Origin of the sequence: Rhodophyticola sp. CCM32 (assembly GCF_004751985.1) — a bacterium.
GTDB lineage: Bacteria > Pseudomonadota > Alphaproteobacteria > Rhodobacterales > Rhodobacteraceae > Rhodophyticola.
Genome location: NZ_CP038492.1, coordinates 934,854 through 961,639, shown reverse-complemented (window position 1 = coordinate 961,639; position 26,786 = coordinate 934,854). Strand labels below are relative to the sequence as shown.

General features: G+C 60.9%; 31 protein-coding genes, 2 tRNA genes and 1 pseudogene. 6 read left to right on the top strand and 28 right to left on the bottom strand.

Annotated elements, in window-relative coordinates; all coding sequences use genetic code 11:
- Positions 1-127: 127 nt before the first annotated feature.
- On the bottom strand, positions 128-523 hold the full coding sequence (locus E2K80_RS04680) for a helix-turn-helix domain-containing protein (RefSeq protein WP_168193101.1): 396 nt from the start codon (positions 521-523) through the stop codon (positions 128-130).
- Between the two features lie 397 nt (positions 524-920).
- Here E2K80_RS04680 and E2K80_RS04670 point away from each other — a divergent pair, with 397 nt between their 5' ends.
- Complete coding sequence (locus tag E2K80_RS04670; RefSeq protein WP_135373231.1) at positions 921-1,157, top strand: hypothetical protein; 237 nt, start codon at positions 921-923, stop codon at positions 1,155-1,157.
- Positions 1,157-2,269 carry a tyrosine-type recombinase/integrase gene (locus E2K80_RS04665; RefSeq protein ID WP_135373229.1) on the top strand — a complete coding sequence of 371 codons (1,113 nt, stop codon included), beginning with the start codon at positions 1,157-1,159 and terminating at the stop codon, positions 2,267-2,269. The genes E2K80_RS04670 and E2K80_RS04665 overlap by 1 nt, the downstream gene beginning before the upstream one ends.
- Before the next feature lie 31 nt (positions 2,270-2,300).
- Here the strand turns inward: E2K80_RS04665 and E2K80_RS04660 are convergent.
- From E2K80_RS04660 to E2K80_RS19050, 12 genes are all read right to left on the bottom strand, one after another.
- A tRNA-Phe gene (locus tag E2K80_RS04660) sits at positions 2,301-2,375 on the bottom strand.
- 105 nt (positions 2,376-2,480) lie between these two features.
- Positions 2,481-2,675 (bottom strand): DNA gyrase inhibitor YacG, encoded by a 195-nt coding sequence (locus E2K80_RS04655; protein WP_135376477.1) that lies wholly within the window; start codon positions 2,673-2,675, stop codon positions 2,481-2,483.
- Positions 2,672-3,715 carry a ribonuclease E/G gene (locus tag E2K80_RS04650; protein WP_135373227.1) on the bottom strand — a complete coding sequence of 348 codons (1,044 nt, stop codon included), beginning with the start codon at positions 3,713-3,715 and terminating at the stop codon, positions 2,672-2,674. Before E2K80_RS04650 ends, E2K80_RS04655 begins: the two co-directional genes overlap by 4 nt.
- Positions 3,712-4,287: a Maf family protein gene (locus E2K80_RS04645; protein ID WP_135373225.1), complete on the bottom strand. Its 576-nt coding sequence runs from the start codon at positions 4,285-4,287 to the stop codon at positions 3,712-3,714. Before E2K80_RS04645 ends, E2K80_RS04650 begins: the two co-directional genes overlap by 4 nt.
- 58 nt (positions 4,288-4,345) lie before the next feature.
- On the bottom strand, positions 4,346-4,564 hold the full coding sequence (gene infA, locus E2K80_RS04640) for a translation initiation factor IF-1 (protein WP_055681185.1): 219 nt from the start codon (positions 4,562-4,564) through the stop codon (positions 4,346-4,348).
- A gap of 517 nt (positions 4,565-5,081) precedes the next feature.
- The gene (locus E2K80_RS04635; protein WP_274379249.1) at positions 5,082-5,555 is read right to left on the bottom strand and encodes an arsenate-mycothiol transferase ArsC; all 474 of its coding nucleotides are present in this window, start codon (positions 5,553-5,555) and stop codon (positions 5,082-5,084) included.
- 6 nt (positions 5,556-5,561) lie between these two features.
- Positions 5,562-6,044, bottom strand: coding sequence for a UPF0262 family protein (locus E2K80_RS04630; RefSeq protein ID WP_135373223.1), 483 nt, complete (start codon positions 6,042-6,044; stop codon positions 5,562-5,564).
- Positions 6,044-7,369, bottom strand: a complete 1,326-nt coding sequence (hisD, locus tag E2K80_RS04625) for a histidinol dehydrogenase (RefSeq protein WP_135373221.1) — start codon at positions 7,367-7,369, stop codon at positions 6,044-6,046. Before hisD ends, E2K80_RS04630 begins: the two co-directional genes overlap by 1 nt.
- A gap of 107 nt (positions 7,370-7,476) precedes the next feature.
- The gene (locus E2K80_RS04620) at positions 7,477-7,998 is read right to left on the bottom strand and encodes a GNAT family N-acetyltransferase (RefSeq protein WP_135373219.1); all 522 of its coding nucleotides are present in this window, start codon (positions 7,996-7,998) and stop codon (positions 7,477-7,479) included.
- The gene (locus tag E2K80_RS04615; protein WP_135373217.1) at positions 7,995-8,462 is read right to left on the bottom strand and encodes a DUF2948 family protein; all 468 of its coding nucleotides are present in this window, start codon (positions 8,460-8,462) and stop codon (positions 7,995-7,997) included. Before E2K80_RS04615 ends, E2K80_RS04620 begins: the two co-directional genes overlap by 4 nt.
- Positions 8,455-9,726, bottom strand: coding sequence for a UDP-N-acetylglucosamine 1-carboxyvinyltransferase (gene murA / locus E2K80_RS04610; RefSeq protein WP_135373215.1), 1,272 nt, complete (start codon positions 9,724-9,726; stop codon positions 8,455-8,457). The genes E2K80_RS04615 and murA overlap by 8 nt, the downstream gene beginning before the upstream one ends.
- A gap of 12 nt (positions 9,727-9,738) precedes the next feature.
- Positions 9,739-9,900 carry a hypothetical protein gene (locus E2K80_RS19050; RefSeq protein WP_168193100.1) on the bottom strand — a complete coding sequence of 54 codons (162 nt, stop codon included), beginning with the start codon at positions 9,898-9,900 and terminating at the stop codon, positions 9,739-9,741.
- Positions 9,901-9,992: 92 nt separating this feature from the next.
- Between E2K80_RS19050 and E2K80_RS04605 the strand changes: the two genes are divergently transcribed.
- Positions 9,993-10,067 (top strand) — tRNA-Thr (locus E2K80_RS04605).
- Between the two features lie 240 nt (positions 10,068-10,307).
- A complete protein-coding gene (locus tag E2K80_RS04600; protein WP_238475659.1) occupies positions 10,308-10,448 on the top strand; it encodes a hypothetical protein in 141 nt (46 codons plus the stop codon).
- A 218-nt stretch (positions 10,449-10,666) separates the two neighbouring features.
- On the opposite strand, the gene E2K80_RS04595 is transcribed toward E2K80_RS04600, so the two are convergent.
- A complete protein-coding gene (locus E2K80_RS04595; protein WP_135373213.1) occupies positions 10,667-11,773 on the bottom strand; it encodes a cellulase family glycosylhydrolase in 1,107 nt (368 codons plus the stop codon).
- 360 nt (positions 11,774-12,133) lie between these two features.
- On the opposite strand from E2K80_RS04595, the gene E2K80_RS04590 reads away from it, so the two are divergent.
- Positions 12,134-13,579: a sulfatase family protein gene (locus E2K80_RS04590; RefSeq protein WP_135373211.1), complete on the top strand. Its 1,446-nt coding sequence runs from the start codon at positions 12,134-12,136 to the stop codon at positions 13,577-13,579.
- 296 nt (positions 13,580-13,875) lie between these two features.
- Here E2K80_RS04590 and ftsH read toward each other — a convergent pair whose 3' ends face one another.
- From ftsH to ruvC, 13 genes and pseudogenes are all read right to left on the bottom strand, one after another.
- Positions 13,876-15,789 carry an ATP-dependent zinc metalloprotease FtsH gene (gene ftsH, locus E2K80_RS04585; RefSeq protein ID WP_135373209.1) on the bottom strand — a complete coding sequence of 638 codons (1,914 nt, stop codon included), beginning with the start codon at positions 15,787-15,789 and terminating at the stop codon, positions 13,876-13,878.
- A 77-nt stretch (positions 15,790-15,866) separates the two neighbouring features.
- Positions 15,867-17,135 (bottom strand): tRNA lysidine(34) synthetase TilS, encoded by a 1,269-nt coding sequence (gene tilS, locus E2K80_RS04580; protein WP_135373207.1) that lies wholly within the window; start codon positions 17,133-17,135, stop codon positions 15,867-15,869.
- Positions 17,132-17,953 carry a tol-pal system protein YbgF gene (gene ybgF, locus E2K80_RS04575; RefSeq protein WP_135373205.1) on the bottom strand — a complete coding sequence of 274 codons (822 nt, stop codon included), beginning with the start codon at positions 17,951-17,953 and terminating at the stop codon, positions 17,132-17,134. Before ybgF ends, tilS begins: the two co-directional genes overlap by 4 nt.
- Before the next feature lie 6 nt (positions 17,954-17,959).
- Positions 17,960-18,451, bottom strand: coding sequence for a peptidoglycan-associated lipoprotein Pal (pal, locus tag E2K80_RS04570; protein ID WP_135373203.1), 492 nt, complete (start codon positions 18,449-18,451; stop codon positions 17,960-17,962).
- Between the two features lie 85 nt (positions 18,452-18,536).
- Positions 18,537-19,877, bottom strand: a complete 1,341-nt coding sequence (gene tolB / locus E2K80_RS04565; RefSeq protein ID WP_135373201.1) for a Tol-Pal system beta propeller repeat protein TolB — start codon at positions 19,875-19,877, stop codon at positions 18,537-18,539.
- Positions 19,878-19,920: 43 nt separating this feature from the next.
- A complete protein-coding gene (locus E2K80_RS04560; protein ID WP_135373199.1) occupies positions 19,921-21,054 on the bottom strand; it encodes an energy transducer TonB in 1,134 nt (377 codons plus the stop codon).
- A gap of 7 nt (positions 21,055-21,061) precedes the next feature.
- On the bottom strand, positions 21,062-21,538 hold the full coding sequence (gene tolR / locus E2K80_RS04555; RefSeq protein WP_135373197.1) for a protein TolR: 477 nt from the start codon (positions 21,536-21,538) through the stop codon (positions 21,062-21,064).
- The gene (gene tolQ, locus E2K80_RS04550) at positions 21,538-22,230 is read right to left on the bottom strand and encodes a protein TolQ (RefSeq protein WP_135373195.1); all 693 of its coding nucleotides are present in this window, start codon (positions 22,228-22,230) and stop codon (positions 21,538-21,540) included. Before tolQ ends, tolR begins: the two co-directional genes overlap by 1 nt.
- A gap of 110 nt (positions 22,231-22,340) precedes the next feature.
- Positions 22,341-22,753, bottom strand: a pseudogene (gene ybgC / locus E2K80_RS04545) (tol-pal system-associated acyl-CoA thioesterase).
- Positions 22,750-23,445, bottom strand: a complete 696-nt coding sequence (locus E2K80_RS04540; protein WP_238475658.1) for a DUF2927 domain-containing protein — start codon at positions 23,443-23,445, stop codon at positions 22,750-22,752. The pseudogene ybgC and the gene E2K80_RS04540 overlap by 4 nt, the downstream one beginning before the upstream one ends.
- Positions 23,445-24,479, bottom strand: coding sequence for a Holliday junction branch migration DNA helicase RuvB (gene ruvB, locus E2K80_RS04535; protein WP_135376474.1), 1,035 nt, complete (start codon positions 24,477-24,479; stop codon positions 23,445-23,447). The genes E2K80_RS04540 and ruvB overlap by 1 nt, the downstream gene beginning before the upstream one ends.
- Before the next feature lie 63 nt (positions 24,480-24,542).
- Entirely contained in the window at positions 24,543-25,229 is a 687-nt protein-coding gene (ruvA, locus tag E2K80_RS04530; protein ID WP_135373193.1) for a Holliday junction branch migration protein RuvA, read from the bottom strand.
- Complete coding sequence (gene ruvC, locus E2K80_RS04525; protein ID WP_210405463.1) at positions 25,226-25,729, bottom strand: crossover junction endodeoxyribonuclease RuvC; 504 nt, start codon at positions 25,727-25,729, stop codon at positions 25,226-25,228. Before ruvC ends, ruvA begins: the two co-directional genes overlap by 4 nt.
- A 346-nt stretch (positions 25,730-26,075) precedes the next feature.
- Here ruvC and E2K80_RS04520 point away from each other — a divergent pair, with 346 nt between their 5' ends.
- The gene (locus tag E2K80_RS04520; protein ID WP_135373187.1) at positions 26,076-26,279 is read left to right on the top strand and encodes a DUF1127 domain-containing protein; all 204 of its coding nucleotides are present in this window, start codon (positions 26,076-26,078) and stop codon (positions 26,277-26,279) included.
- 85 nt (positions 26,280-26,364) lie between these two features.
- Here the strand turns inward: E2K80_RS04520 and E2K80_RS04515 are convergent, their stop codons facing one another.
- Positions 26,365-26,553, bottom strand: coding sequence for a hypothetical protein (locus tag E2K80_RS04515; protein WP_135373185.1), 189 nt, complete (start codon positions 26,551-26,553; stop codon positions 26,365-26,367).
- Between the last annotated feature and the right edge of the window lie 233 nt (positions 26,554-26,786).

Here is a 26,786-nt window from a genome sequence, read left to right as displayed (position 1 = left end):
GTGCTCCGATTGATGTAGTGCTAGAGAAGCAGGCAATGCAATCCCGCCAGCAACAACCGCCCCCAATTCAAGCCGTGTGGTGTTTCGTGCTAGTTGGCGATCACTCTCGCGTCGCATTTCGTTTGGCTCACTTAGCATTTTCACTCCTAATCAACTCAAAGACTGCTCTTGCTTCATGCGACGGGATCGAAACCTTTACTCGGCTTTGATCAAGAACGTACTCAAAGAATTTGACGTAGCGTTCTATGCTCATGGGCTTCTCTTTGAGGTCCGTTGCCAGCGCATACGTTGCCTCACTGGTTTGTACCGCCAGATTCATTAGCTTTGCGTCTTTTGGTTGCATCTGATCTCCAAAAACTAGCCAATCGAACTCAACTTCGAACTCTTGAGCGAATTTGATCAAAGTCGACAACGGGACCTCTCGTTTACCTAGCTCATAGTTTTTGTATGCGCGATCAGACAGCCCCAGCATGGCTGCAAATTTGCTTTGCGAATGTCCCGTTCCTTCACGTGTTTCGCGCATCCGCTGCCCTATGGGGACGTTTTGGCTTGTCATGGTAACATACGTGCCCTACTATTGGTAACGTTCGCGCCTTGCTGCATTCTGAACAAATGTTACCGCCTTGTGCCGAGAAGAGGAAGTGAAATGTCCAATTGTGCACTACTTTCCCCAAAAGAACTTGCCGAGAAAAGTGGTTGGCCCGAACGTCGCATCCGTTCGTTGATTGCCTCTAAGCAGATCAAACACCTAAAGATCGGATCCACGTTTTTCCTACCTGAAGATGCCGTTTCTGACTTCGTGCAAAGAAACATGGTCGTACCCGGGCAGCAGAACGCTGAGCGGTGAGGATGCCATTCGCTACAACTCAAGCGCAGCTGGAACAGGTTGATGCAGATACGTGGAGTAGGGAGGTCAACTAATGCCGACGACGAATCTCAATATCAGTGTGATCGACAAGCGTATGTTGAAGCAGTCTGAGGCTGCGAGCTATGCCGGCTTACCAGTAAGGCATTTCAAAGCCACCTGCCCGGTTCGACCGGTGGAGTTGAAGCAAGGTATGCAACTCTGGGATCGCCGCGATCTCGATCTCTGGATCGATGATGTTAAATCCGGGGCTGTGACCGAGACGCGCGACACTATTCTGGGTCGCCTTTGATGACACAGGTGCGGGTCAAAGGGTTCAAGATTTTCAAGGACCGACATGGGAAGCAAAGATGCTACCATCGCAAAACTGGCCACAAGGTGGACCTGACCCACGCGCCTGTCGGCTCAGCCGAGTTCTTCGCCGAATGTGATACAATCCGAGCTATTGCCGAGGCACAGAGAGCGAAAGCGCCCAAAGCCGGAACTCTTGGCGGGTTGATCCAGTCCTACTTCGAGACAGAACACTACCAGGATTTGGCCGAAGCCACCCGGCGCGACTACCGCAAGTGCGCCGACTTCCTAGAGCCAATCCGCGACACGCCGATCCACGTGATCGATACACCCTTAATCGCAGGTATCCACGACAAAGCCGCAAAGAAGATTGGTTGGCGACGGGCAAACATGGTCCGCACGCTTCTGAGCGAGGTTTTTCGCTACAACATCCCTAAGGGTCTGATCTCTGCCAACTTTGCCAAAGATGTCATTCCAAAGCGCCGCCCGCGCGGCCGCGCTTATGCCAACCGCCCGTGGACGATTGAGGAACGAGACACCGTCTTGGGGAAGGCAAAGCCTCATGTGCGCGTCGCCCTAGCCTTGATGATGAACACCGGCCTCGATCCATCCGACGCCCTGCGATTACGGAAGGATCAGGTCGATGGGGGTACGATCTGGGGGGTGCGCGGCAAGACGGGCGAGGAAGTCGCGATTCCGGTCAGCCCGACGCTTCAAGCGGCTCTTGACCGCATGCCTAACCACGACGCCGCAACCGTGCTTTCCAATTCTCGCGGCGAGGCGTGGACGTACAACGGCTTTTCAACCGTTTGGCACCGCTTCAAATCCGTCCTTGAGAAAGAAAGCCTCATCGAAAAAGGCTTGACCCTCAAGGGCTTGCGGCACACGGTCGCCACGACTTTGCGCGAGGCGGGGCTGGATGAACGGCGCATCGCGGACCTTCTGGGGCAGAAAACACCGTCCATGGCGCGGCACTATTCGCGGTCAGCAAACCTTGCCGACAAGAACCGCGAGACGATGGCGACATTGGAAGAAGAGAACCGAAGACGGGCGGAAAGTGTCAAACCTTCGCAGAAAAGCGTCAAACCTGACCGAAACGAGGATCAGTCATGAGCAGAAAACACATACATATCAGCTTGTTAAGTGGTGCCCGGGGGCGGAATCGAACCACCGACACGAGGATTTTCAATCCACTGCTCTACCCCTGAGCTACCCGGGCACGGGTTTGGCGGATCAGCCCGCCAAGGGTGCAGGCGTTCTAGGGGTTTGGGCGGGGGCTGTCCATAGGTTGGGGGGCGTTTTTTTCGCCTCTTGGGCCAGGTCGTCAATGAGGGCGGTCGGGAGAGGATTTTGCTGCGTTTTCCATGGCCTCGGGCAGGTCATCCGCATCTTCCGGGTCGGTCGAGGGGATCGCATAGCCACCAGTCAGCCAACGGCCCAGGTCAATATCTGCGCATCGGCGTGAGCAGAAGGGGCGGTATTTCGGGTCGGTCTTTTTTGTACAGATCGGGCAGGTCATCCGGGCCAAAGCTCCGTCAGCGGCCATCGGTCGCGTTTGCGTTGCAGTTCAAAATGGCCCAGCGGCGTCCAGCCGGCAAGGACCGTGTCGGTGGCATCGCCGCGAAAGGCCCGGCGCAGGGCATCCTCGAACTGGCGGCGGTCCTTCTTCGGCATCGGGGCTACATCCAGGGTGATCTGCCCGGCCAGCCCGCGCAGGCGCAATTGCCGCGGCAGGTCGCGGGCCAGGGCAAAATTGGCCTTCAGACCGGCCGCCAGCGAGGTATCGGGGCCGGTATTCACATCGACAGCGACAAGTGCCGAGGTTGGTTCAACCATTGCCGAGGCGCCGCCGGGCAAGGGCATCTGCGGGACCAGCAAAGCCTCGACTGCTTCCAGAACACCGGCATCGGCGAAACAGCCGGGCTGCTCCAGCACGTCGTCCGGGTCAGGAACAGACCAGTCCCGCCAGGCGGTCAGATGGGCGTCTGGCGCATCCAGCAGGCATTCCGGCGGGCCGTCCCTGTCATCCAGAACCGCCTTGGCCAGACCCGCCATGGCGGTGATGTCATCGGCGAGAGCCTCCTCGGCCACGCCCTCCGCCGCGCTGCGCAGGATCAGCCCGAGGTCTTCACCGGCTTCCATCGAGGCATGGGCAATCTCCAGCAGCCGGTCCCGCTCTGCCTCATCGCGGATCGAACGGGCGATGTTCAACCCCGGCGCCCCGGGCGTCACAATCGCATAGCGGCTTTTGAACAGCAGGCGGGTGGTGACCGGCGTGGCTTTGCCATCCTCCCCCAAACCGGTCACCTGCACCAGAACCGGCTGACCGGGCCTGAACCCCTTGCCCTGACGCAGAAACCCCGCGCCATTGGGCAGTTTGAGGATCATCCCGCCCTGTCCTTTCAAGGGACGGTCACAGATCGCGCGCAGGATGGTTCCGGGGGCTGGCGGCGCCCCTTCCGTTGGGTCCAGCGCAAATTCCTCCAGCCGCCCATCGACCATCAGCGCGGCGGCCTTACGGCCCGCCACCTCATCCAGCAGAACAATCCGGCCTTTCATGCCTGCCGCCAGACCGGCCAGCCCGCCGCCTGTAGCAAAGCGGCGGTTTCAGCCAGGGGCAGGCCCATGATCGCCGAATGGCTGCCGCTGATCCAGGGAATGAAGGCACCCGCAGGTCCCTGGATCGAATAAGCGCCCGCCTTGCCCTGCCAGTCATTCGTGGCCAGATACCCGTTCAGTTCCACATCGCTGAGGCGCTTCATCTGCACCCGGCTTTCCACATCCCGTTCCCAAAGCCTGTCGCCCTTGCGCAATGCCACAGCGGTGATCACCCGATGCCGCCGCCCGGAGAGCGCCAGCAGAAACGCCGCCGCGTCCCCCGCATCGGAAGGTTTGCCGATGATCCGGCGCCCCATGGCAACGGTGGTATCGGCGCACAGCACCATATCCTCCGGCCCCGCGGCCACTGCCAGTGCCTTTTCACGCGCCACGCGGCGACAATAGGGGCGTGGCAGCTCACCCGGGTCGGGGTCTTCGTCGATATCCGGCGGGGCGATGGCATCGGGCGTCACACCCAGAACCGCCAGAAGCTCTTTCCGGCGAGGGCTGCCCGATCCGAGGATCAGTTTCATGGTCCGATCCCACGACATATTCCAGAACCAAACCCCAGTTTACGGGCCACGGTCATGTTTATTTAAAGCGATAGTTGATGCGGCCCTTGCTCAGGTCATAGGGCGTCATTTCCACCTGAACCTTGTCGCCTGCCAGAACCCTGATCCGGTTCTTGCGCATCTTTCCTGCCGTATGTGCGATGATCTCATGGCCGTTTTCAAGCTCGACCCGGAATGTCGCATTCGGCAGGAGCTCCTTCACGACGCCGGGAAATTCGAGCATTTCTTCCTTGGCCATAGTCTCTCCATACATATCGACCCGCCAATTTTGCGGGTAGCGGCTAAATGCGCCCTGAGCGTCCGGTTTTCAAGGCAAATCTGCACCCGCGTCGGGTTTGGCCTGCTGATCACCCTGTAGGTCGCACGCTCTGCCCAAGCATGTATGAAGGTGGCAACGGGATGAACAGGGGGATCACAGCCATAGCGCGCAGCTTGTCGCGCGTCCCATGGCAGGACCCGGGGGCCTTCCTTGAAGCGGTTTGCCTTTGAACTGCATCGCAAACCGCTGCCGCTCAAGCGCCCGCCCCAAGTTTTGAAACGTATACATATATGCATTGCGCAGAGGGCAGCGCCCGCCCCGTGGGGGCGGTACGGGCGCTGCCCGGCGGTGCCGCCGGGCGGGAAGATGCTGCGGGTTGGCACGGAATTTCAGTCCGAAGCCATCACCTTCGGTTCAAAGGCAGTTTTAAAGATGGGACTGCCTCATATAAAAACGCAAACCGCTATCGTCAGAGAGCCCGCAGTGCGGTCAAAGATCACTCTGAGGTCTCTTCCACCTCGGTTGGCGGGCCGAACCGGTCCTGCATGCAGGTGACGATCTGGTCGCGGGTCTGACGGTAGGCATCCAGTTTCGCCTCGCGACTCTCCCCCAGCCCGGTCGGGTCCATGATCGGCCAGTATTCGACATGCAGATGGTAATGGCGCGTAAACTCAAGGGCTTTGCGTTGACTGGCAGGCGACAGCGCAACCACCAGATCAAAGCCGGACAGGTCATCGCCCCATTGCTGCATCTCGTCAAAGCTGCGCACCTGATGGCGGGCCAGTTCGATCCCCAGTTCCTGACTGACAGCCACGGCGAAACCGTCAATCTCCAATTCATGTTTCACCCCGGCAGATTGCACATAGGCCCGGTGGCCATAGAATTTCTTCATCAGGCCTTCGGCCATGGGGGACCGGGTGGCGTTGTGGTCGCAGCAGAACAGAACCGAATTTGGGAAGCCCGCAAACACCGCGTCCTAGACCCCGAAATGCAGAACACAGATCAGCGTGAACAGGCGTCTTGCCGTGTCCATATCCACATCCGCCTTGCCTTCCAGCCGTTCCTGCAGCACACGCGCACCTTCGTTGTGGATACCGCGCCGCGCCATATCAATGGCCTCGATCTGGCTGGGAGGCAGTTTTTTCACTGCATCGAAATAGCTTTCGCAGATCTGCCAGTAATCCTTGACCACCTGCCGGAACGGGCTGAGCGACAGGTGAAATTCGCTGGCAGCCTGACCGTCATCGGTTGTCACACCGAAGACCAGCCGCCGCTCGCGGATCGCCAATACCAGACGGTAAGGCCCGGCAGGAACCGCACGGTCCTCACGGGTGGGCAGATTGAAGGAGTTTTCCTCCAGCAGGTCGAAAATCGCGACTTTGCGCTCCTGCTCGATCTCGGGCGTGGGAGCGGGCAAGCCGGTGGTATCAATCTCGATATGTGTCAAATGCATTGTCATCACTCTCGGCCTCTGTCCTGGGGGCCTTCATTCAAACGGTCCAGCCGCGCCCGCACGGACAATCCATGCGCCTCCAGGCTTTCTGATCGTGCCAGAAGCTCGGCCGCCGGGCCTATGACGCGCAAAGCCGCAGGTGTCATTTCTGCCAGAGTGGTGCGTTTCAGGAAATCCATCACGCTCAGACCTGACGAGAACCGGGCCGAGCGCGCGGTGGGCAGCACATGGTTCGGCCCGCCGATATAATCGCCAATGGCCTCCGGCGTCCATTGCCCCAGAAAAATCGCGCCCGCATGTCTGATCTGCGCCAGCAGCGCATGGGGGTCGGCCACGCAGAGTTCCAGATGTTCAGGGGCGATGCGATCAGACAGGGCGGCGGCCTCGGCCAGATCGCCCACAGTGATGACCGCCCCATACTCGCGCCAGCTTGGACCGGCGATAGCCCGCCGCGTCAGGGTTTGCAGCCGGGTTTCAACGGCTGCCGCAACCGTCCGGCCAAATTCCGCATCATCGGTGATCAGGATCGCCTGTGCGCTTTCGTCATGTTCTGCCTGGCTCAACAGATCGACGGCAATCCAGTCCGGGTCATTGGCTTTATCCGCAATCACCAGAATCTCGGACGGCCCGGCAATCATGTCGATCCCGACCTTGCCGAAAACCCGGCGCTTGGCGGCGGCCACATAGGCATTGCCCGGCCCGGTGATCTTGTCCACAGGCGCGATCGTTTCCGTGCCATAGGCCATGGCGGCAATGGCCTGCGCACCGCCGATGCGATACACGGTGTCGACCCCTGAAAGACGGGCGGCCAGCAGCACCAGCGGGTTCACCGCCCCATCAGGTGTCGGCGCAGAAATCACCAGATTTTCCACCCCCGCCACCTGCGCCGGGATCGCGTTCATCAGAACCGAAGACGGGTAAGAGGCAAGCCCCCCCGGCACATAAAGACCGGCCGCGTCCACCGGCGTCCAGCGCCAGCCAAGGGTGGCGCCCTGCGCGTCTGTCCAACTGGCATCACCGGGCATCTGACGCGTGTGATAGGCGCGGATCCGGTCCGCCGCCAGTTCCAGCGCCGCCCGTTCATCGGCGGGCACATGCGCAATCGCCTCGTCGATCTCGGCACGGGTATAGGCCAGCGTCCCGGCGGTCAGTTTCAGCCGGTCAAACTGCTCGGTCAGCGCAATCACTGCTGCATCGCCCCGCGCCCGGACATCCGCAATGATGCCGGCCACCACATCATCCACCTCGGGCGCATCTTCGCGCTTCATCTCAAGAAGTGCTGCAAAGCGCGCCTCAAACCCGGCATCGCCACTGTTCAGAAAAACCGGCATCTCAACGCCTCCTGACCGCCCGCGGGAGCCATACCGCGCCGCAGCAGCAGCCTCAACCGCTTAACCATTGGCCTGCCGATGGTCGGATGTCTTGCCCCTCTCATCGCTCACGCGCGGGGCAGAAGCGTCTCGGCACCGGGCTCAAACAGCTTCTGCATCATGATCTTGTCGGAATAGACCCCGTCATGGCAGAGCGCCCGGGGGCAGCGGCCCAGTTCGGTATAGCCAAGGGCCAGATACCCTGCAAAAGCGGCGGGTTGGCTGACCGAGACATCCAGGTCCAGTTGCAAGACGCCCTCGGCCCGGGCATCCGCCTCAAGGGCGGCCATGATCTGCCGGAACAGGCCCTGACCGCGTGCTTCCGGCCGTGTATAGACCGCAATCACATGGCCCCGGTGGCTGACAGTATCGCCCTTGAAACGATGCCATGCAGCCGTGGCCAGACATTGATCCCCCTCCATCGCCGCGAAAAGATGCATCATCTCGATCCAGGCCTTGATCTCGGCCATGGGCTTGGCGGCCCAATCCGCATAGGTGGAGCCAAAGGCCGCGGGGTCGGTCTGAAGCATCAGCAACCGGATGTCGCGGAACGCCGCCGCATCCGCCGCTGTCAGCCGCCGGATTTTCATTCCGGGTGGGTCGGCATCTTTTTCGAGGGTGCGCCATAAGGCCGGGTCACGTCTTTCAGCGTGACCTCCAGCGCTTCAACCTCGACCGCGACAATCCCGTCACCGGCCAGCACCAGTGTTATACGGCCCATGCCATCTTCGCCCGGGGTCCAGTCCAGTGACAAAAACGACAGGATCAGATCATGATCGCTCTGGTCCAGATCCTGGCTGCTGACCGCCATCACATCCTCGAAAACCAACACTGCCTGCACCCGTTCCGGTGCCCGGGCGCGGCCCCTGTCTTCCCAGCGGAACCGGTTGAGCAGAACCGCGAAGCGGCGTTTGCTGCGGTCCCAGGTCATCTCGGTGATCGGGAATACCGCATCCTGCACCAGCGCCGAGATCACCTTGAGATCCTCCGCATCCAGCGCTTTCAACGCCAGCGGCATGTCCCCGCCATCTTCAAACCGCGCATCTTCACCCATCAGACCGCACCCGCTCAATTCTGGCACCCACGGCTGACAGTTTCTCTTCAATCCGTTCATACCCGCGATCAAGGTGATAGACCCGCGCCACCGTGGTGTCCCCCTCTGCCGCCAGACCCGCAAGGATCAGGCTGACACTGGCCCGCAAATCAGTCGCCATCACCGGCGCGCCGGTCAGGCCCGCGACACCGGTCACCGTCGCGGTGCCGCCATGAACATCAATATCGGCCCCCATGCGGATCAATTCGGGCGCATGCATGAACCGGTTTTCAAAGATCGTCTCTTCCAACACGCAAACCCCTTCAGCGGTACACATCAGCGCCATGAACTGCGCCTGCAAATCCGTCGCGAACCCCGGGAATGGCGCCGTTGTCACATCAACCGCTTTCACCGGCCCGTTTTTGCGGGCGACTTTCAGGCCCAGGTCAGTCTCGGCAATCTCGATCCCGGCGGCTTCCAGCTTGTCACAGAATGCCGATAGCAGATCGCGCCTGCCGCCGATCAGTTCCACCTCGCCACCGCAGATCGCCGGGGCAATCATGAAGGTGCCCAGCTCAATCCGGTCGGGGATCACCTGATGGGTGGCTGCATGCAGCCGCTCCACCCCTTCAATGGTGATTTCGGAGGTGCCCGCCCCACTGATCTTCGCCCCCATCGCGCTCAGGCATTTCGCCAGATCGACCGTATCGGGTTCCCGCGCGGCGTTCTTGATCACCGTGGTGCCCTTGGCCAATGTGGCGGCTGTCAGCGCGTTTTCCGTGGCCCCGACAGAGACAAACGGGAAGTCGATCACCGCCCCGGTCAACCCGTTTGGCGCCGTGGCATGGACATACCCCTCTTCCAGCACAATGCTGGCGCCCAGTTTTTCCAGCGCCATCATATGCAGATCAACCTTGCGTGCCCCGATGGCACAGCCGCCGGGCAAAGACACAATCGCCTCCCCCTCGCGGGCCAGAAGGGGCCCAAGCACATTGAAGGACGCGCGGAGCTTCCGCACAATCTCATAATCCGCGCGCCGGTTGGTGATCTGCCGGGCGGAAAGTGCCATCACCCGACCGTCCTGCAGCAGCGCCACCTCGCACCCATGGGAGGCCAGCAGCGTGCTGAGCGTGCGGATATCGGACAGGCGGGGCACATTGGTCAATGTCAGCGGTTCCTCGCTGAGAAGCGCCGCCGTCATCAGTTTCAGACAGGTGTTCTTGGCGCCCGAGATTGGGATCTGCCCTGAAAGCGGCCCGTTGCCCTGTACAACAATCGAATCCATAATGTCCTGCCTCTAATCTTTGGTGTCCTGCTCCGCCGCGGTGATACGCGCACGCGACTGTGCCTTGCGGCGCTGAAGGTTTGCTTTCAACGCCGATTTCAACCTGTCTTCGCGGGTCTTGCCTGTGGATTTGGCCCTGTCGGACCGCCCGGGTTTTGAGGTCTTCCGCTCCATAACCTTTCCTCTACCGCAGCCGCGCGACAGGGTCCAGATTGCGCTTGCGTCATTGGGCAATAGCGTCTAATCCACCGCCCACACGAGGCAGCGCCGCAGTAGCTCAGTGGTAGAGCGCGTCATTGGTAATGACGAGGTCGGGAGTTCAATCCTCCCCTGCGGCACCATTCTTCAAATCACTCCCAATTCGGTCGTGTGCAATGGGGCTCTGGAAGGCGCGTTTGAGCACCAATCGCTTCGTTGCGACGTGATCTCTTTCCCAAAGTTTCCAAGGGTTTGAGAGGAATTGCAGAGCGAGTTCTAGTTTTTCTTCGAACGCTCCCTGAGGTGGCCGCTGATTTGTCAGAGTGTCGCCTGACCGTTACATCCGAAAACTGCTGATCATCGGAATGACGTCGCGCGCACTCATGGCCAAGAACAGCCCGGAGAAAGCCGACACCTGGACGGCGAAGCTTCTAGACGAAAAGCCGTTCCGGCTGGCGACAGTCGCCATGGCCAACAAATCCGCCCGGGTCATCTGGGCGCTACTGACGAAACAAGAGGAATAACCCTATTTGGACCCATAGGCGCTGACGGCAGACAATTCAAATAGCTACAGCACCCCGCCTTGAACCTGCATCCCCAATACCCTGCCACGCCCTCGCGTTCCGGGGCACATTGGCGATACGTCATGGCTCAAGTTCAAGGCAGGTCGTTGTAAGAAATAGCGCTCTGCGACAGCATGACATGTAAACATAAGCCCGTGTATGATCTTTCAGGTCAAATCTCAGCTTTTTGATGTCAGCCTGCTTACCAATTCCATTTCATGCGCATCATAGGGTGACCCGTCTTCACGCAGGACATCATGGAACCAGGGGCTTGTCGTCGCGTCGAAATTCCGGATTTTCGCTTTCAGGTTCGGCCAGGGGATATTTGTCTGGCTGCGCCCGTTCACAAAACCCCATTGATAGGCACCGATCCGGTGGTCATGCATCAGCGGCAATTGTTCCGACATGATGCTGCCAGCGGGGCGTGCCAGCCATTCGGTACACATGATGGGCCGACCGAATTCCTGCAGGGTTCCGATGATTTTGGTGAACCAGGGAAGCGGGCAATAGGCATGGAAGCTGATGATATCAGACGCATCCAGAAGGAACTGGTCAATCTCGTTCTGATAGGCCGTGCCGATGCCTTCTTCGTTTTCCCAGGCATGCTCCAGCATCCAGGCCGCCGATGTGACCGGCTGGCTGGGGTTGATCGCACGTGCCTCGGCAAAGACCTTCTTGCATAGGGCAAAGGATTTGGCCCAAAGCGCATCGCTATACCGGTCTTCGGTCACATCAGTCAGAAAAATACTGTCATTGCCGGGCTCGTTATACAGATCCCAGAACAGAATACGCGGGTCATCGGCAAAGGTCGTGACCACGTCTTTCACATAATCCAGATAATCCGGCCATTGGGTCTCATCCAGCACCGCATCGCGCCCGGGGCTGGCAAGCGCGCGACTGTTATGTTTATCTGGTACCGGGTCCGGCTGCACCCCGGCAGTTGGTTCCACCCCGGAAAACCCGCAATCGTCGAACAGGCACAGAACCGTTGAAACGCCATGTTTCGCGGCGATGTCCATAAAGCGATCTACCCGCGCAAGTACCCCTTTCGGGTCTGTCTTCCACTGAATGAACTGGATATTCACCCGCGCCGAATTATAGCCAATGGCCTCGGCCCAGCCCATCTCTGTCGCGATGCGATCCGCATCAAATGTTTCAGCATGCCACATATCGGCGAAATTCACCGCTGTACTTGGCATGTAATTGAACCCGCAGGGCCAGTCCTGGGCATCATACCAGGCATTTACCCGATCAGCAGACCAGCGGTTCGTCTCCAAAACTGTCATATAAACTCTTCCTGATTATCTGTGTCCAACCCGACCTGTCAGATCGGTCGCGTATGGGGGCAATTCATTGTGGCGAAGCTGCAAGTCTGCCCCGAAAAGTGCAAGGCAAAACTGAGGCCTACAGCACCCCGCCTTGACCCTGCCTCCCCAATACCCTGCCCCGCCTTCGGCGCTCTGGGGCACATTGGCGATACGTCATGGTTCAGGTTACAGGCGGGGGGCTGCAAAGCCGAACGCCCAATCCGCCACCACCCCCTTGCACAGATGTGACCGCCTGTGAAAGATGCGGCATCTGGAACATTAGAACCTCGCATCCGGTCTGGAAATGACGTGATCGTTGCGGCGACTGGAAGCTTTTGCATGACCGACAAACCAAACATTGTTTTCATCATCACCGATCAGCAAAGGCTGGATACGATCGCGGCCAATGGCTTTGACCACATGACCACCCCGCATCTGGATGCGCTGGTGCATCAGGGCGCGGTCTTTGAAAACATGTATGTTACGGCGCCGGTCTGTTCCCCGTCCCGCGCCTCGCTGTTCTCCGGCACTTATCCGCACACAAACGGCGTGTTCCGCAATGATGAACCCTGGAATTATTCCTGGGTCGGCGCGCTGGCCGATACAGGCTATCACTGCGTGAATGTCGGCAAGATGCATACCTGCCCGATGGAGGCATCCTTTGGGTTCCACGAACGTCATGTTGTCGAAAACAAGGATCGTGATCATCCCGGGCTGCCCTTCTTCCTCGACAATTGGGACAAGGCGCTTCAGGCGCGCAAGGCCTATAAACCCTCGCGATATGTCCATTACCCGGATCTGCCGGATTATGAGGAACGGCTTGGCGCCTTCATCTGGGAACAGGATGAGGATCTGCACCCGGATGTGTTTGTGGGCGAAACCGCCTGCTGGTGGCTGGATCGCTTCCGCGGCGACAAACCGTTCTTTCTGCAGATCGGGTTTCCGGGGCCGCACCCGCCCTATGATCCGACGCAAGGTTATGTCGACCTATATGAGGGCCGCGACCTGCCCAAACCGATCCGCGATTATGATCTGGACACGCAGCCTGCGCCGCTGCGTCAATTGCGCAAAAACCACACGCTGCATGCTCATGACGCCGTGGTTCATCTGGAAAATCCCACAGATGAGCAAATGTACCGGCAACGGCAGTATTACTATGCCAATATGACGATGATCGACACACAGGTCGGCCAGATCGTGGCAAAGCTGAAGGCCATGGATGTGCTGGACAATACGGTCATCATCTTCACAACAGACCATGGCGATTGCCTGAATGATCACGGCCATTCGCAGAAATGGAACATGTATGAACAAAGCGTTCATGTGCCGGCGGTCATGTGCTGGCCCGGCAGGATCTCCGGCGGGGTGAAGGTGCCTGAACTTGTGTCGCTGATGGATTTCGGCCCCACCATTCTGGAGATTGCAGGCTGTGACGTACCAGACTGGATGGAAGCGCAATCACTCTATGATGTGGTATTTCGGGAGCGCGATGTTGACCGCCCCCGCGTCTTTACCGAAGCCGCCGATGACGGGCTGCTGAATGGCACCAATTTCATGACGATGGTGCGTGAGGGGCCCTGGAAACTGGTGCATTTCGTCGATCACGAGGATGGCCAGTTGTTCAATCTGGAGGATGACCCGGGCGAGCGTGTGTCGCTTTGGCATGACCCGGAATATCAGGATGTCAGATTGCGCCTTGAAAAGGAAATCCTGACATGGCGGATCGAGGCGGCACGAAAAACCCAGGGCTTCGTGCGCCATCTGGCAGATGCAACGCGCAGATAGCCGGCAGGGCCGTGGACCCTGCCCTTTTCCGGGCAGACCCGCATCGGTTTTGCCTGCGTGAGGGCAGGCTTCAGCAAAGCGAACCGCAGATTATTTGAACCCTTTCCCCGCTCAGACGTTCTTACAGAAACGGCTGAAGGAGAATGGAAATGTCTGCACCAATGGTTCTGATGTATGGCGGGTTTTTAACCGGGATGGCTTTGGGCCTGATCGTGGCGCTGATGGTGTGATGTCTTTTGCGGCTTCAGTGAAACTGACACCGCAAAATATCTGACAGAAAAATCGTTTATTCTGCTTTAGCTCGTGGGTTCCGGCTCCATCCCGCCATCTTCGGGTTTCGACTTGGGCTTCGTCTTCGGAATGGCCGTGATCGAGGTGGTGCCACCGGTATCGGGGTCATCATCGTCTTCACCCCGGTTCAGGGGTTCGCCGGAAATCACCTTGGAAATCTCATTGCCGGTCAGGGTCTCATATTCCAGCAGACCCTGGGCCAGCCGTTCCCATTCGTCGTTCTTCTCGGTCAGAACACGTCTGGCGGTTTCATACCCTTCGTCGATCAGCTCTTTCACCTTGTCGTCGATCAGGCGCTGTGTGGTGCTGGAATGGGTGACCCCGCCACCATAGGCGCCAAGATAGCTTTGCTGCTCATTGGCGTAATCCACATAGCCCAGTTCCTCGGCATAGCCGTATTGGGTGACCATGGCCCGCGCCATCTGGGTGGCCTGTTTGATGTCCTGTGAGGCGCCGGAGGTGATATTCTCCTTGCCGAATTTGATCTCCTCGGCCGCGCGCCCGCCCATCGCCATCGCAATGCGCGAGGTGAACCAGGTATAGCTGGCCGAAATCCGGTCGCGCTCCGGCAGGCTGAGAACCAGACCCAGGGCGCGCCCCCGGGGAATGATGGTCGCCTTGTGGATCGGGTCATGCTGCGGAACATTCAGACCGACAATGGCGTGCCCCGCCTCATGATAGGCGGTCAGCGTCTTCTCTTCCTCGGTCATCACCATGGACCGACGTTCCGCCCCCATCATGACCTTGTCCTTGGCATTCTCGAAATCTTCCATCGTCACGAAACGACGACCGAAACGGGCCGCCATCAGGGCGGATTCATTGACCAGATTGGCCAGATCCGCGCCAGAGAACCCGGGCGTCCCGCGCGCGATGATCCGCAGATCCACATCCGGCCCCAGGGGCACTTTGCGGGAATGGACAGCAAGGATTTTCTCACGGCCCTTGATATCGGGGTTGGGCACCTGCACCTGGCGGTCAAACCGGCCGGGGCGCAAAAGCGCGGGGTCAAGCACATCCGGGCGGTTGGTGGCCGCAACGATGATGATGCCCTCATTGGCCTCGAACCCGTCCATCTCGACCAGCAACTGGTTCAGTGTCTGTTCACGTTCGTCATTGCCGCCGCCATAGCCAACACCGCGCGACCGGCCCACGGCGTCAATCTCGTCAATAAAGACAATGCAAGGCGCGTTTTTCTTGGCCTGTTCAAACATGTCGCGCACGCGGGAGGCACCCACACCGACAAACATTTCGACAAAATCGGATCCGGAAATGGTGAAGAATGGCACCCCCGCCTCACCCGCGATTGCACGGGCCAGAAGGGTCTTACCGGTGCCCGGCGGGCCGACCAGCAATGCGCCTTTGGGGATCTTGCCACCCAGACGGGAAAATTTCTGTGGATTGCGCAGAAACTCGACAATCTCTTCCAGTTCTTCCTTGGCCTCATCAATGCCCGCCACATCATCAAAGGTCACGCGGCCCGCTTTTTCGGTCAAAAGCTTGGCCTTGGATTTTCCAAAACCCATTGCACCGCCACGTCCGCCGCCCTGCATCCGGTTCATGAAGAAAATCCAGATTCCGATCAGAACCAGAACCGGCAGCCAGAGGGACAGAACACTGAGGAAACCGGATTGTTCCTGGGGGCGGGCCTCAACCCGCACATCATTGTCCAGAAGCACTTCGGTCAGATCACTGCCATCGGGGCGGATCGTGGAAAATGTGCCCTCACCGGTGGTGAACTGGACGGTTTCGCCGTCAATCGTGGCCGAGGCGACAGAGCCGTTTTCAACCTGCTGGATGAAGTCGGAATAGGCGACACCACGCTGGTTCACATTCGACTGTCCACCACTGAACAGGTTGAACAAAGCAAGGATCAGCAGGAACAGGATGACCCAGAAAGCGATATTTCGCGCGTTGCCCAAAAGAATTCTCCTCAAATCAGCGCCGGGGAAGGCCCACGCAGGCACATCTCAGTAAGATAGCCACGCATTCATCAACTTCAATGCGGTAATATGGTTCGGTGGAACCCCGCTTGCGGCGCATAGATCGCCTGACACAGCGCCCCATGCCAGAGGTTTGGCGCCGCGACAAGGGTCTCTGCGCTCCAGACCCCCGGATATGATATGAGCGCCGCATGGGGCAGGCCGGGCGGGCGGTCGATTTTGCTGGCCCCGGCAGCCCCAAGCGCGCGAATGGTGCAGCCCTGCAGACGGGTGCCGCGCACCTGCCAGCGGCTGTCCCATTTGGCATGGCCATCGGCGGGAACCTCCAGATCCGCCACAGCGGCATGTTCCCGGGTCACAAGGATATCGGTGCCGGTGGCCAGGATGTGCCCGCCATGCAAAGTGCTGCCCTTGCCGGTCAGCGCATCATCAAGGGCCGTTTCCAGCGATTTCAACCGCGGGCGGTAGGCGGCAGAGGCCAGGCGTTGCAGCCCATGGGCCAGCAGGCGAAGCTGGGTTTCACGATCCGTGGCCGCGAAAGCCGGGCGGTCGAACAGGATCACACCGGGCAGTGGCTCGGTCACGATGCGGGTGGCGGTGTCTGCGGCATGGGCTTCCAGCCCTGCGCGGGCGCGGGACATATGGCAGGCGGTGTCTGCCAGCCGGTCGGCTGTCACGCCAAGAGGTCCAAGCAGATCAAGGGCCTGCCGAACCCTGATCCGGTCAAATTTCGGATCGTCGTTGGAGGGATCGTCAAGCCAGGTGAGCCCCTTGTCGTTAAGGACGTCCCGAAGGGCTTTGCGCCGTTCCGACAGAAGCGGCCTTAGAAACCTGACCCCATCGCTGTCACTGGTTTCTGCCATCGCGGCCAGCCCATCAACGCCCGAGCCTCGGGCAAGCCGCATCAGAAAGGTTTCGGCCAGATCGTCGCGTGTATGACCCAGAAGGATGACCGGCATATCCGGCCGCTCGGCCCGGGCCCAGTCCCCCATCAGTCGATACCGGGCCGCGCGGGCCTCTGCCTGAAGGTTGCCCTGCCCGTCCCAGCCCTGCCAGCGCAGTGTTACGTGATCCGCGCCAAGCTCAGCGGCCCGGGCAGCAACCCATGCGGCTTCGGCCCCGCTATCCTTGCGCAGGCCATGGTCGACGGTGATTGCCTGAATCTGCGGAACAACATCAGGCCCCCGGGCCCGGGCCCAGCCCATGGTCAGCATCAGCAGCGCCAAAGAATCGCCGCCGCCGGACACCGCAACCCCGATGCAGCCCACAGGGGTCTCCGGCAGAAGCCGGTCAAGCGTTGCGGCGAAACGGCTTTCGGGGGTCAAGAGCAGCCAAGGCTGGCCATCGCCGCGCGGGCATCCGTGACCGCCTGCGAGGACGGGTAGCGCAGTTCAACCTCGGCCAGGGTCAGGCAGGCTTCTTCGCTCTGGCCCAACTGGCCCAGACTGGTGCCCAGTTTGGTCAGGCTTTCCGGTGCGCGCGGTGCGTCCGGCGCGCCGGAAAAACTGTCCAGATAGGCCCGTGCCGCAGCACTCCAGTTGCTTTGTGCGGCCTCGGCCTCGCCGCGCAGAAAATGCGCCTCGGCACTCAACGGGCCGCCGGGATAGGTTTGTGTGAAGGCGGCGAAAAGCTGCGCGGCCTCGGGGTAATCCCCTGCATCAAAGGCGGCTTGCGCCCGGTCGAAATCCGTCTGCTCCCCCACGGCCAAAGCCGCGCCGCCGGTAGAGGGCACAACAGGGGTCACCGGGCCTGACCCTGCGGGTTCTTCACCGCCAAGGCTGGGTGTATCGCCCAGATCGGCAATGTCGCATTCCGCTTCCAGCTCACAAAGGCGGAATTCCAGATCGCCAACACGGTTGGTGCCATCCCGGACAACCCGATCAATCCTCAACTGCAATTCTTCGGTCAGGCTGGTCATCCGGCGCAATTCGGCCTCGATCGCATCCAGCCGTTGCAGCGGCCCGCCCTCTGCCCCGGTGCCGGTCGCGCCGGAGGTTGTGTTCAACTCCCCCCGCAGGCGTTGCAATTCGACAAAGAGAACCGACAGTTCCTGACGGATGTCAGCCAGGGTTTGGGTCTGATCCTGCGCCGTGGCGGTCACGGGCAGGATCAGGGCAACAGACAGGGCCAGCGCGCGCAGCATCTTCGGTCAGACCCCCGCACCGGCAGCAATCACCGTCACCGCACGGCGGTTCTGCATGTAGCAGCTTTCGTCCGAGCAGATCTCCAGCGGGCGTTCCTTGCCATAGCTGATGGTCCGCAGGCGGTTGGCGGCAACGCCCCGGCTGATCAGGTATTCCTCAACCGCATTGGCCCGGCGGGCCCCCAGGGCAAGGTTATATTCACGGGTGCCCTGCTCATCCGCATGGCCTTCGATCAGCGCGGTATATTCGCTGTTGCTTTGCAACCATTGCGCCTGACCGTCCAGCACTGACTGGGATGCCGGGGAAAGCGTTGATTCGTCGACCGCGAACAGTACCCGGTCTCCGATGGTCTGGTTGAAATAGGCAGGCGAGGTCGGGTCCTGCCCGCCCGTATTGCCGTTCAGACCTGCGCCGTTACCGCCGCGCAACCCGCCCTGGGCACAGGCCGACAGGCCGAGAGCCGCCACCAGCAGGATCGTTTTTGTCAGAATTTTCATTATGCTCTTTCCTCATTCCTCAAATAAATTGCGCTTTTGTCGCGCAGGGTAACATGGGCGGGCGTTCGTGCAAATCACATCCGCCCTAAGGCAGCAATGGCGACCAGGACGGATCAGACGCCATGCCCGGTGTCGCCACCCGTTGCAGGTTCCGCCCCGAGATATCGACCGAATAAAGCGCAGGCGCCCCATCCGCCCCGGCGGTTTCCCTTGTAAACATGATCACCCGACCATTGGGCGCCCAGGTCGGCCCCTCATCCAGGAACGAGGCGGTCAGCAACCGTTCCTCTGACCCGTCCGTGCGCATCACACCGATATGGAAGCGGCCCGCATTCTGGAAGGTGAACGCAATCAGATCGCCGCGCGGCGACCAGACCGGCGTGCCATAACGGCCCACCTCACCCTGGCTGATCCGACGCGCCTCCCCCCCGCTGGAAGGCATGACATAGATCTGCTGGCGGCCCGACCGGTCGGACTCGAACACGATCTGGGAACCATCCGGCGAAAAGCTGGGGCCGGTTTCGATCGAGGGTGCTTCGGTCAGGCGGGTGCGCTGGCCCGAGTTCAGATCAAGCAGATAGATATCGGTATTGCCGCCGGCTTCCTCGGAATAGACCACGCGATTGCCATCGGGGGAGAAACGCGGCGCAAACGACATCGTATCAGGCAACGCATCCAGCGGGCGGTTCTGCACAGTCGCGACATCCATCAGATAGACCCGGGGAAACCCGCTTTCATAACTGGTATAGATCACCCGGTCGCCATTGGGCGAAAAGCGCGGCGCCAGCACGATGTTCCGGCTATCGGTCAGGTACTGCACATTCGCACCGTCGTAATCCATGATGGCCAGGCGTTTCAGACGGGCATTCTTGGGCCCGTCTTCCGAGATGAAGGCCACACGCGTATCGAAATACCCGCCCTCGCCCGTGATCCGTTCATAGACCTGATCGGCCACATTATGGGCCATGCGCCGCCAGCTTTCCGGGGTGCCGACAAATTGCAGCCCCTCCCCCAGGGGCTGATCGGAAAACACGTCGAACAGACGGAACCGGACGACTAGTTCCCCATTGGCGGTTTGCTCCACCGAACCGGTGATCAGGGCCTGCGCGTTGATCGCCTTCCAGTCGGCATATTGCACCGGGCTGTCAAAGCTGGTGATCGTGGAGATATGGGCGCTGGCCGGGATTTCGCGGAACAGGCCGGTGCCACGAAGATCGGCCGAGATCACGCGGGTGATATCCTGCGCCACATCCGAGGCCGCCGCGTTTTCAGCGATGAAAACCGGCACCGCGAAAGGAAGCGGTTCAATGACCCCTTCGGTGATTTCAATCCTGAGAGGGCCGGGGCTGGTCTGTGCCATGGCGGGGGCGAAAAACCCCGCAATCAACAAGGCCAATAGAGTCAGGGGGATCAGCAAACGGGTCATCTCAACCTCATTCCGTCTGGGGGTAAATATGTCATCGGACAGGTCATCGCAGCCTCATACCATCAGGGTTGAACACTGCTTCGACCTCACGCCAGTATTCATAGCTTTCTTCCGGCAGGTCATAGCCGTTCCGGGCGCAACGGATAATCGCGCGGCGGGCGGCCTCAAATGCGCTTTGGGCGCCAGCCTCGGTGCCTGACACGATGCTTTGCAGGCGGATCGTATCATTGGCCGGTGTGCCGTCGCGGTTCATGCCAAAGGCCACGATGATGGTGGTCTGCAACCCCTCGCTGGACAGAGAGCCCACATTCCAGCAACTGCCCACCGCCAGGCGAAACCCGTCCTCCTGCCCCCGTGTCAGCGGCGGGCCCGAGGGTTGCGCGGGCGCGGCGGGGGCCTCTGTCGGGGTGGCGGGCTCATTGGCCTCTTCCACGGCCGCCTCGATCGCCGCGGCCAGCGGGTCTTCGGCGGGTGGCTCTGTCACCGCCTCGGGTGCGGGGGTGGCTGTCTCCACCACCGGGGCCGGACGATCCGGGCGGGATGTGGGGCGCACCGAGGTCGCAGGCCCCGCATTTCCGGCGGATGGATCCTCTGCTTCCGTCACAATCTCGGTTGTGGCCGCTTCGGGTGCGGTGGGCGTGACCTCATCGGCTGGGGCCTCGGTCGGCGCATCTGTGGTGGGCTGCTCCACCACATCGGGTGCGGTCTCCACCTCGGGTTCCGGGATCGGCGCAGGCTGTGGCGCGACACGCGGGATATCCTGCGGCGTGGGTGTGTCGGACGGGGCCGCCGCCGGATCCCCCTGGGGCGGGCTGGGCAGGACCGCGACCTGATCGGTGACCTCGGCCTGGGGTGTTTCCAACTCGCTGACATCCGGCGTGGCCTCCGCCTCGGGCGGTGTGGGTTCCGCCGGTTGCGCCACCTCGGGCGGCGCCGCCTCAGCCTCGGGCGCGATGGCGGTTTCAACCTCGGGCGTCGGTTGCAGGGCCTGCGGCGCCTCGGCCACCTCGGGCACCTGCGGCTGTTGGGTCAATGCCTCGAAATCCGACGTGCTGAGGATCGACACGCCGGTCACCTGAAATTCCACCGGGTCGCTGGTGCGCACAAGCCCGCCAATGGCCATCCATAACAGGATGCCCAGATGAAGACCCGCCGAGGCGTAAAGGGACCGGCGCATTGCCACCTCACCCCCCGGACCCGTCAAGCGCGGGGCCGCCGGCATCCGTGACCAGCCCGATCTCGCGGAAACCGCCCGCGTTCAGCGCCCCCATGACCTGCATCACCTGTTCATAGGGAATGCCACCATCGGCGCGCAGGAAAACCTGATTGCTGTCCCGCTCGGCCGCGATTGCCTGCAGGCGCGGGATCAGATCGGCCAGCGTCACCTCGGTTGTCTGGATCATCACCCGCCCATCGGCGGCCAGCGTGATCGACAGCGGCTCCTCGTCGGCGGTTGGCAAAGCTTCCGCCGCGGTTTCCGGCAGTTCCACCGGCACCCCCACCGTCATCAGCGGTGCGGCCACCATGAAAATGATCAACAGGCACAGCATCACATCCACAAAGGGTGTGACGTTGATTTCCGACATCGGGCGCGCCCGGCCACCGCCCCTGCGGCCCCGTCTCCGACCACCGGACCCTTTTGCAGCAACAGAGGCCCCCATCAGTCAAGCTGCCGCGACAGAAGGGTGGAAAACTCATCGGCAAACCCCTCATAGCCGCCGATCAGCCGATCCGCGTCCGAGGACAGCTTGTTGTAGAAAATCACCGCCGGGATCGCCGCCAGAAGCCCCAGCCCCGTGGCCAGAAGCGCCTCGGCGATACCGGGCGCCACCACCGCCAGCGACGTGTTGCCGGAAATCGCGATCTCCTGAAACGACCGCATGATGCCCCAGACCGTGCCGAACAGCCCCACAAACGGCGCTGTGGCCCCGGTCGTGGCCAGAAAATTGAGCCCCGAGGTCAGGCGCTCATTCTCCCGTGCGATGGCCACATCCATGGACCGGTCCACCCGCTGCTGCACCCCGGGGATCAGCGCCCCGTCATCGCGCAGCGACCGCCGCCATTCCGTCATCCCCGCCACGAACACCCGTTCCGACGCGCTGCGCGGGGTGTCGGCCACCTGATCATACAACTCATCCAGCGGTTCGCCCGACCAGAAGGCCGCGTCAAACGCCGCCGCATTCCCCCGCGCCCTGCGATAGAGCGCATATTTCGAGAAAGTGATCGCCCAGACCCATACAGAGGCCACCAACAGCGCCACCATCACCAGTTGCACCGTGATGGAGGCGCGAAAGAAAAGTGCCAGAAGGGTAAAATCCGCCTCCTGCGCAATACTCAGCGTCTCAGATTCCATTGCCTGATCTTCCTGCTCTGCCCCAGCCCAATTCGGGCGCGGTTCTCGTCATCGCGCCTCATTAAGGCCACATAATACCATCTTGTAAGGGGAACACCAATGATTGTGCGTCACCGGCCCGTGATCACCGAAATTGTTTCAAGCTTTTGGCGAATATCCGCCGGAAGACGCCCTGCGCGGCCTTCAGCGCCAATGCAGACAATGCTGACACGGGCCTGAAAAATCAGCTCTTTGTCGCGAAACACCTTTTGCGGCATGTCGAACCGGGCGCCTTTGAGCGTATCAACCCTGGTTTCAACCACAAGCTCATCATCATAGCGGCCCGCCGCCAGATACTCGGCCTCAACCCGGCGGACGGCAAACACCACCCCCGGTCGCGTTTCATCTCCATCTGGTCGATGCCCACCTCCCGCACCATTTCCGAACGCGCCCGTTCGATGAATTTCAGGTAATTGGCATAATAGACCAGACCCGCCAGATCGGTGTCTTCGTAATACACGCGGATCGGCCAGCGATGGATCATTGCAGGGCTCCGATCCGGGCGGCCAGACGCAGGGCATGGGAGGGATCGCGGGCCATGGCCGGCATCACCGGATCATAACCCGCCCGGATCAGGGCCGCGATCCCGGGTTTCAGCATCGCAGGGCCGCCCTCGTTCAGGATCGCCAGCGGCGAAGTGCCCAGAAATGCCGTGTCGGACCAGAGCAGAATGGTCTGGACCATCTGGCTCAGTGCGATGGTTTCGGCCGGGGTCCCGGCCATGGCGCGGTCCATGCGGATAAAGACGAAAGCCGCCTTGATCGCACCCGCCTCATCAAAGCGGAAACTGCGATACTGGTTGGCATCGGCCTGTTGCAGACGGGGGACCAATGACCCCAGATCCGGGATCAGCCGGTCCAGATTGGGGGTCTGGGTCAGTTCCGCCCAGTCGCGCAGAAAGAACACCATCAGGTTCGCGCCCAGTTCCGGGTCGGTCTCGGCCATCTGATGTCCGGCCAGGGTCACCACCGCCTCCACCGCGCCTTTGAAAATCGCAACTGTCGCATCCTCAACCCCGAACACCACAGGCGCAATCGGCCTGCCCCAGCGGGCAAAAAGATACCCCCCGTCAGAACGGGAAAACAGCGCCGTCACCTCTTCAGGGCCTGGATTTCCGCGTTCCTGCACCACCTGCTTCTCTATCTCAAAAATACTTCCGCCGGAGGCATCCGACATCAGCCTTCGAACAAATCCGTCTGATCCCCTGGTCCCGGCATCTCCAGCCCCAGATGCTGCCAGCCCTTCTGCGCCAGCATCCGCCCGCGCGGCGTGCGCGCGATCAGACCCTGCTGCAACAAAAACGGCTCGATCACCTCTTCAATCGCATCGCGGCTTTCCGACAGGGCCGCCGACAGTGTTTCCACCCCGACCGGGCCGCCGCCGTAATTCTCCGCCATCAGCCGCAGATAGCGCCGGTCGGCCCCGTCAAGGCCCAGATGATCGACCCCAAGCCGGGTCAGGGCGCTGTCGGCAATCTCGCGGGTCAATGTGCCATCGCCCTTGACCAGCGCGAAATCGACAACCCGGCGCAACAGCCGCCCGGCAATGCGCGGCGTGCCACGGGCGCGGCGGGCAATCTCCAACGCGCCATCCGGCTCGGCCGAAATCTTCAGAAGCCGCGCGCCCCGGGTCACAATCTCATGCAGTTCCGGCACCGTGTAGAAGTGCAGCCGCGTGGGGATGCCGAAACGATCCCGCAGCGGCGTGGTCAGAAGCCCAAGCCGGGTTGTGGCCCCCACCAGGGTGAAGGGCTGCAACTCGATCCGCACGGTGCGCGCGGCGGGCCCTTCGCCGATGACCAGATCAAGCTCGAAATCCTCCAGCGCCGGGTAGAGCACCTCTTCCACCGCCGGGTTCAGCCGGTGAATCTCATCAATGAACAGAACATCCCGGGGTTCCAGATTGGTCAGGATCGCGGCCAGATCCCCGGCCCGGGCCAGAACCGGGCCGGATGTCATTCTGAAATTCACCCCCAGCTCGCGCGCCATGATCTGCGCCAGCGTGGTCTTGCCCAGACCGGGGGGCCCATGGAACAGCACATGATCCATCGCCTCGCCCCGCATACGCGCGCTTTCGATGAAGACGGCCAGATTGGCCCGCGCCTCTTCCTGCCCGATAAATTCCGACAGAACCTGCGGGCGCAGCGCCCGGTCGGGGCTGTCCTCGCCCGGTTGCCGGTCGGGGCGCAGAGTGGGATCAGGTTCGGTCATCTGCATCGGGTTATGGCGCAGGTCGGGCGGTTCTGCCAGAGGCAGGTTTGCCCGGCCCGTCAATCACTCCTTCGGGGCCAGCAGGCGCAATGCGGCACGGATCAGGGCCGGGGTATTCGCTTCGGGCAGGTCACTTGCCGCCGTAGCGACCGCATTTGCCGCCTCTGACGGGGCATAGCCCAGGTTCTGGAGGGCCGAAAGCGCCTCAGCCTGGACGGGGGCCCGGGTGGCTCCCTGCCCGGTCGATCCGGGCGCGGCAACGGGTTGAGAGGCAGGCTCGGCCCTGTCGATCACCTCGACCGGGGCCTCGCCAAGCGCCTCATGCACGCTGCCCCCAAGGGCCATGGTGGCCGGGGCCTTGTCTTTCAGCTCATTGACCACGCGCTGGGCGATTTTGGGCCCGACACCGGGGGCGGCCTTGACTGTGGCCCAATCCCCGATGGCGATCGCACGCGCAATCCCTTCGGCCCCAAGCGTGCCGAGAATGGCCATCGAGGCCTTGGCCCCGATCCCCTGAACCGAGATCAGCAGGCGGTGCCATTCGCGTTCATAAAGGGTCAGGAACCCGAAAAGCTGCAACAGATCCTCGCGCACCAGCAATTCCGTATAAAGCGCGGCCATCTCGCCCACCTGCGGCAGGGCGGCAAGCGTCCGGTCAGAACAATGGATGATATAGCCGACGCCATTCACATCCAGCAGCACATGATCCGCCGCCCGGTGATCCACCCGGCCTGTCAGCTTGCCGATCATGAGGCGGCCTGCACGGCCCGGGCCAGCCGCCCGGCGGTCTGGGTGTGAAACGCATGGCAGATCGCAATCGCCAGCGCATCGGCCGCATCGGCGCCTGCGGGCACCGCACCGGGCAGTTGCATCCGCACCATATGATCGATCTGGCGCTTATCCGCATGGCCGACCCCCACAACCGTCTTTTTCACCGCATTCGGCGCATATTCAGCGACGACAAGGCCAAATTGTGCCGGAACCAGCATGGCAATGCCCCGGGCCTGACCCAGTTTCAACGTCCCCGCCCCGTCACGATTGACGAATGTCTGCTCCACCGCCGCATGGGTCGGCTGATGGCTGGCCAGAATATCGGTCAACTGCCCGTGCAGCGACAACAGCCGCGGGGCCAGATCGTTGCCCGCGCTGACACATTGGCCATTTGCCACATGCCGCAGGCGCGATCCGTCAACCTCGATCACCCCCCATCCAAGGCATCGAAGCCCCGGATCAATTCCAATTATCCGTATCACTGCCCGTCACCACCTGTTTCGCGCCTGTTTTGCGACTTTTGCGCACCACTAGCACGAAACGCGAACATTGGCCAGCCAAAGACGAAAAACGGCACCGGGATGTCGCTTTTTGAGGCAGTGTCAGAAAAACGGTCTGAAACCGTCTTGGAAAACGCTGGAAACGACAGGTTTCAGATGGAATTTACCATGTATTAATATGGCTTAGGATGTTTTCAAGACATGCACAAATTGCATGCGTCCCATGCAAAAAATGATGCTTGATTGGGCGGTTTTTCCGCCTTAATTGCAGTTTATGAGCAAATGCTCAACTGGACATCACATGAGATCGGAAAGGACGACTCAGATGGCAACCATCACAAACCGCCCGTTGGGCACTGGCTTCACTGCTACGACTCTTTTCGCTGGTCTTGTGGCCAAACTTGGCAGTTGGAATGACGCGCGCGTGACCCGCGCAAGCCTGTCGCGCCTGAGCAATCGGGAACTGGACGATCTGGGTCTGGTCCGGGGTGATATCGACGATATCGCAGCAGGCAAGTACCGCCGCTGAAACATCCTCCCCTCTAAGGGGGTGCCAAAGGCCGCGTCTGACCTGTTCAGATGCGGCCTTTTTCGTTCCGCCCCGGCCGGCGCATTTACGACTGGCGCATGAAATTCACCAGTTGAGTACAGACTTCCGACAGCCGCAGTGATGCCCAGTCAGGCATCAGCACATAGGCCGCGGCCTGTTCATAGGCCACGCCTGCCAGCATCGCCTCTATCCGGGCGCTATAGCTGTCCTGACCCAGATGGTAGATCAGGGCACCTTTGATCAGGATAATCATGACGAGCCCTGATATCAGGCCGCGAAACGGAAACCGGAACCGCAGGCGGCTGCGCACACACGGCACGACCAGCCCGTCTTCGGATATAGAGAACATACCGGGGATTCGACCGGAATACGCCCGCTCGATCCGGCTAATTCTTTGATTGAAATGGTGAATTTGGCGACTCATTTTGGACAACTCGTATTACGTATTACCCCCACTTGCGCATTGGTTAACAGAAGTTAAGGAAG

Excerpts from the sequence above, each read along its gene's own strand:
- E2K80_RS04515 (WP_135373185.1), bottom strand. The coding sequence starts at position 26,553 with ATGATTATCCTGATCAAAGGTGCCCTGATCTACCATCTGGGTCAGGAC.
- E2K80_RS04650 (WP_135373227.1), bottom strand. The coding sequence starts at position 3,715 with ATGAAAGGCCGGATTGTTCTGCTGGATGAGGTGGCGGGCCGTAAGGCC.
- tolR (WP_135373197.1), bottom strand. The coding sequence starts at position 21,538 with ATGGGGGCCTCTGTTGCTGCAAAAGGGTCCGGTGGTCGGAGACGGGGC.
- E2K80_RS04665 (WP_135373229.1), top strand. The coding sequence starts at position 1,157 with ATGACACAGGTGCGGGTCAAAGGGTTCAAGATTTTCAAGGACCGACAT.
- E2K80_RS04540 (WP_238475658.1), bottom strand. The coding sequence starts at position 23,445 with ATGTCGGATGCCTCCGGCGGAAGTATTTTTGAGATAGAGAAGCAGGTG.
- tolQ (WP_135373195.1), bottom strand. The coding sequence starts at position 22,230 with ATGGAATCTGAGACGCTGAGTATTGCGCAGGAGGCGGATTTTACCCTT.
- tolB (WP_135373201.1), bottom strand. The coding sequence starts at position 19,877 with ATGACCCGTTTGCTGATCCCCCTGACTCTATTGGCCTTGTTGATTGCG.
- E2K80_RS04680 (WP_168193101.1), bottom strand. The coding sequence starts at position 523 with ATGCGCGAAACACGTGAAGGAACGGGACATTCGCAAAGCAAATTTGCA.
- hisD (WP_135373221.1), bottom strand. The coding sequence starts at position 7,369 with ATGCCGGTTTTTCTGAACAGTGGCGATGCCGGGTTTGAGGCGCGCTTT.
- E2K80_RS04620 (WP_135373219.1), bottom strand. The coding sequence starts at position 7,998 with ATGAAAATCCGGCGGCTGACAGCGGCGGATGCGGCGGCGTTCCGCGAC.
- E2K80_RS04590 (WP_135373211.1), top strand. The coding sequence starts at position 12,134 with ATGACCGACAAACCAAACATTGTTTTCATCATCACCGATCAGCAAAGG.
- E2K80_RS04645 (WP_135373225.1), bottom strand. The coding sequence starts at position 4,287 with ATGAAACTGATCCTCGGATCGGGCAGCCCTCGCCGGAAAGAGCTTCTG.
- ruvA (WP_135373193.1), bottom strand. The coding sequence starts at position 25,229 with ATGATCGGCAAGCTGACAGGCCGGGTGGATCACCGGGCGGCGGATCAT.
- E2K80_RS19050 (WP_168193100.1), bottom strand. The coding sequence starts at position 9,900 with ATGGAGCGGAAGACCTCAAAACCCGGGCGGTCCGACAGGGCCAAATCC.
- murA (WP_135373215.1), bottom strand. The coding sequence starts at position 9,726 with ATGGATTCGATTGTTGTACAGGGCAACGGGCCGCTTTCAGGGCAGATC.
- E2K80_RS04630 (WP_135373223.1), bottom strand. The coding sequence starts at position 6,044 with ATGACAATGCATTTGACACATATCGAGATTGATACCACCGGCTTGCCC.
- E2K80_RS04655 (WP_135376477.1), bottom strand. The coding sequence starts at position 2,675 with ATGACCTGCCCGATCTGTACAAAAAAGACCGACCCGAAATACCGCCCC.
- E2K80_RS04560 (WP_135373199.1), bottom strand. The coding sequence starts at position 21,054 with ATGCGCCGGTCCCTTTACGCCTCGGCGGGTCTTCATCTGGGCATCCTG.
- pal (WP_135373203.1), bottom strand. The coding sequence starts at position 18,451 with ATGAAAATTCTGACAAAAACGATCCTGCTGGTGGCGGCTCTCGGCCTG.
- E2K80_RS04520 (WP_135373187.1), top strand. The coding sequence starts at position 26,076 with ATGGCAACCATCACAAACCGCCCGTTGGGCACTGGCTTCACTGCTACG.
- infA (WP_055681185.1), bottom strand. The coding sequence starts at position 4,564 with ATGGCCAAGGAAGAAATGCTCGAATTTCCCGGCGTCGTGAAGGAGCTC.
- ybgF (WP_135373205.1), bottom strand. The coding sequence starts at position 17,953 with ATGCTGCGCGCGCTGGCCCTGTCTGTTGCCCTGATCCTGCCCGTGACC.
- E2K80_RS04615 (WP_135373217.1), bottom strand. The coding sequence starts at position 8,462 with ATGGGTGAAGATGCGCGGTTTGAAGATGGCGGGGACATGCCGCTGGCG.
- E2K80_RS04595 (WP_135373213.1), bottom strand. The coding sequence starts at position 11,773 with ATGACAGTTTTGGAGACGAACCGCTGGTCTGCTGATCGGGTAAATGCC.
- E2K80_RS04670 (WP_135373231.1), top strand. The coding sequence starts at position 921 with ATGCCGACGACGAATCTCAATATCAGTGTGATCGACAAGCGTATGTTG.
- ruvB (WP_135376474.1), bottom strand. The coding sequence starts at position 24,479 with ATGACCGAACCTGATCCCACTCTGCGCCCCGACCGGCAACCGGGCGAG.
- E2K80_RS04600 (WP_238475659.1), top strand. The coding sequence starts at position 10,308 with ATGGCCAAGAACAGCCCGGAGAAAGCCGACACCTGGACGGCGAAGCTT.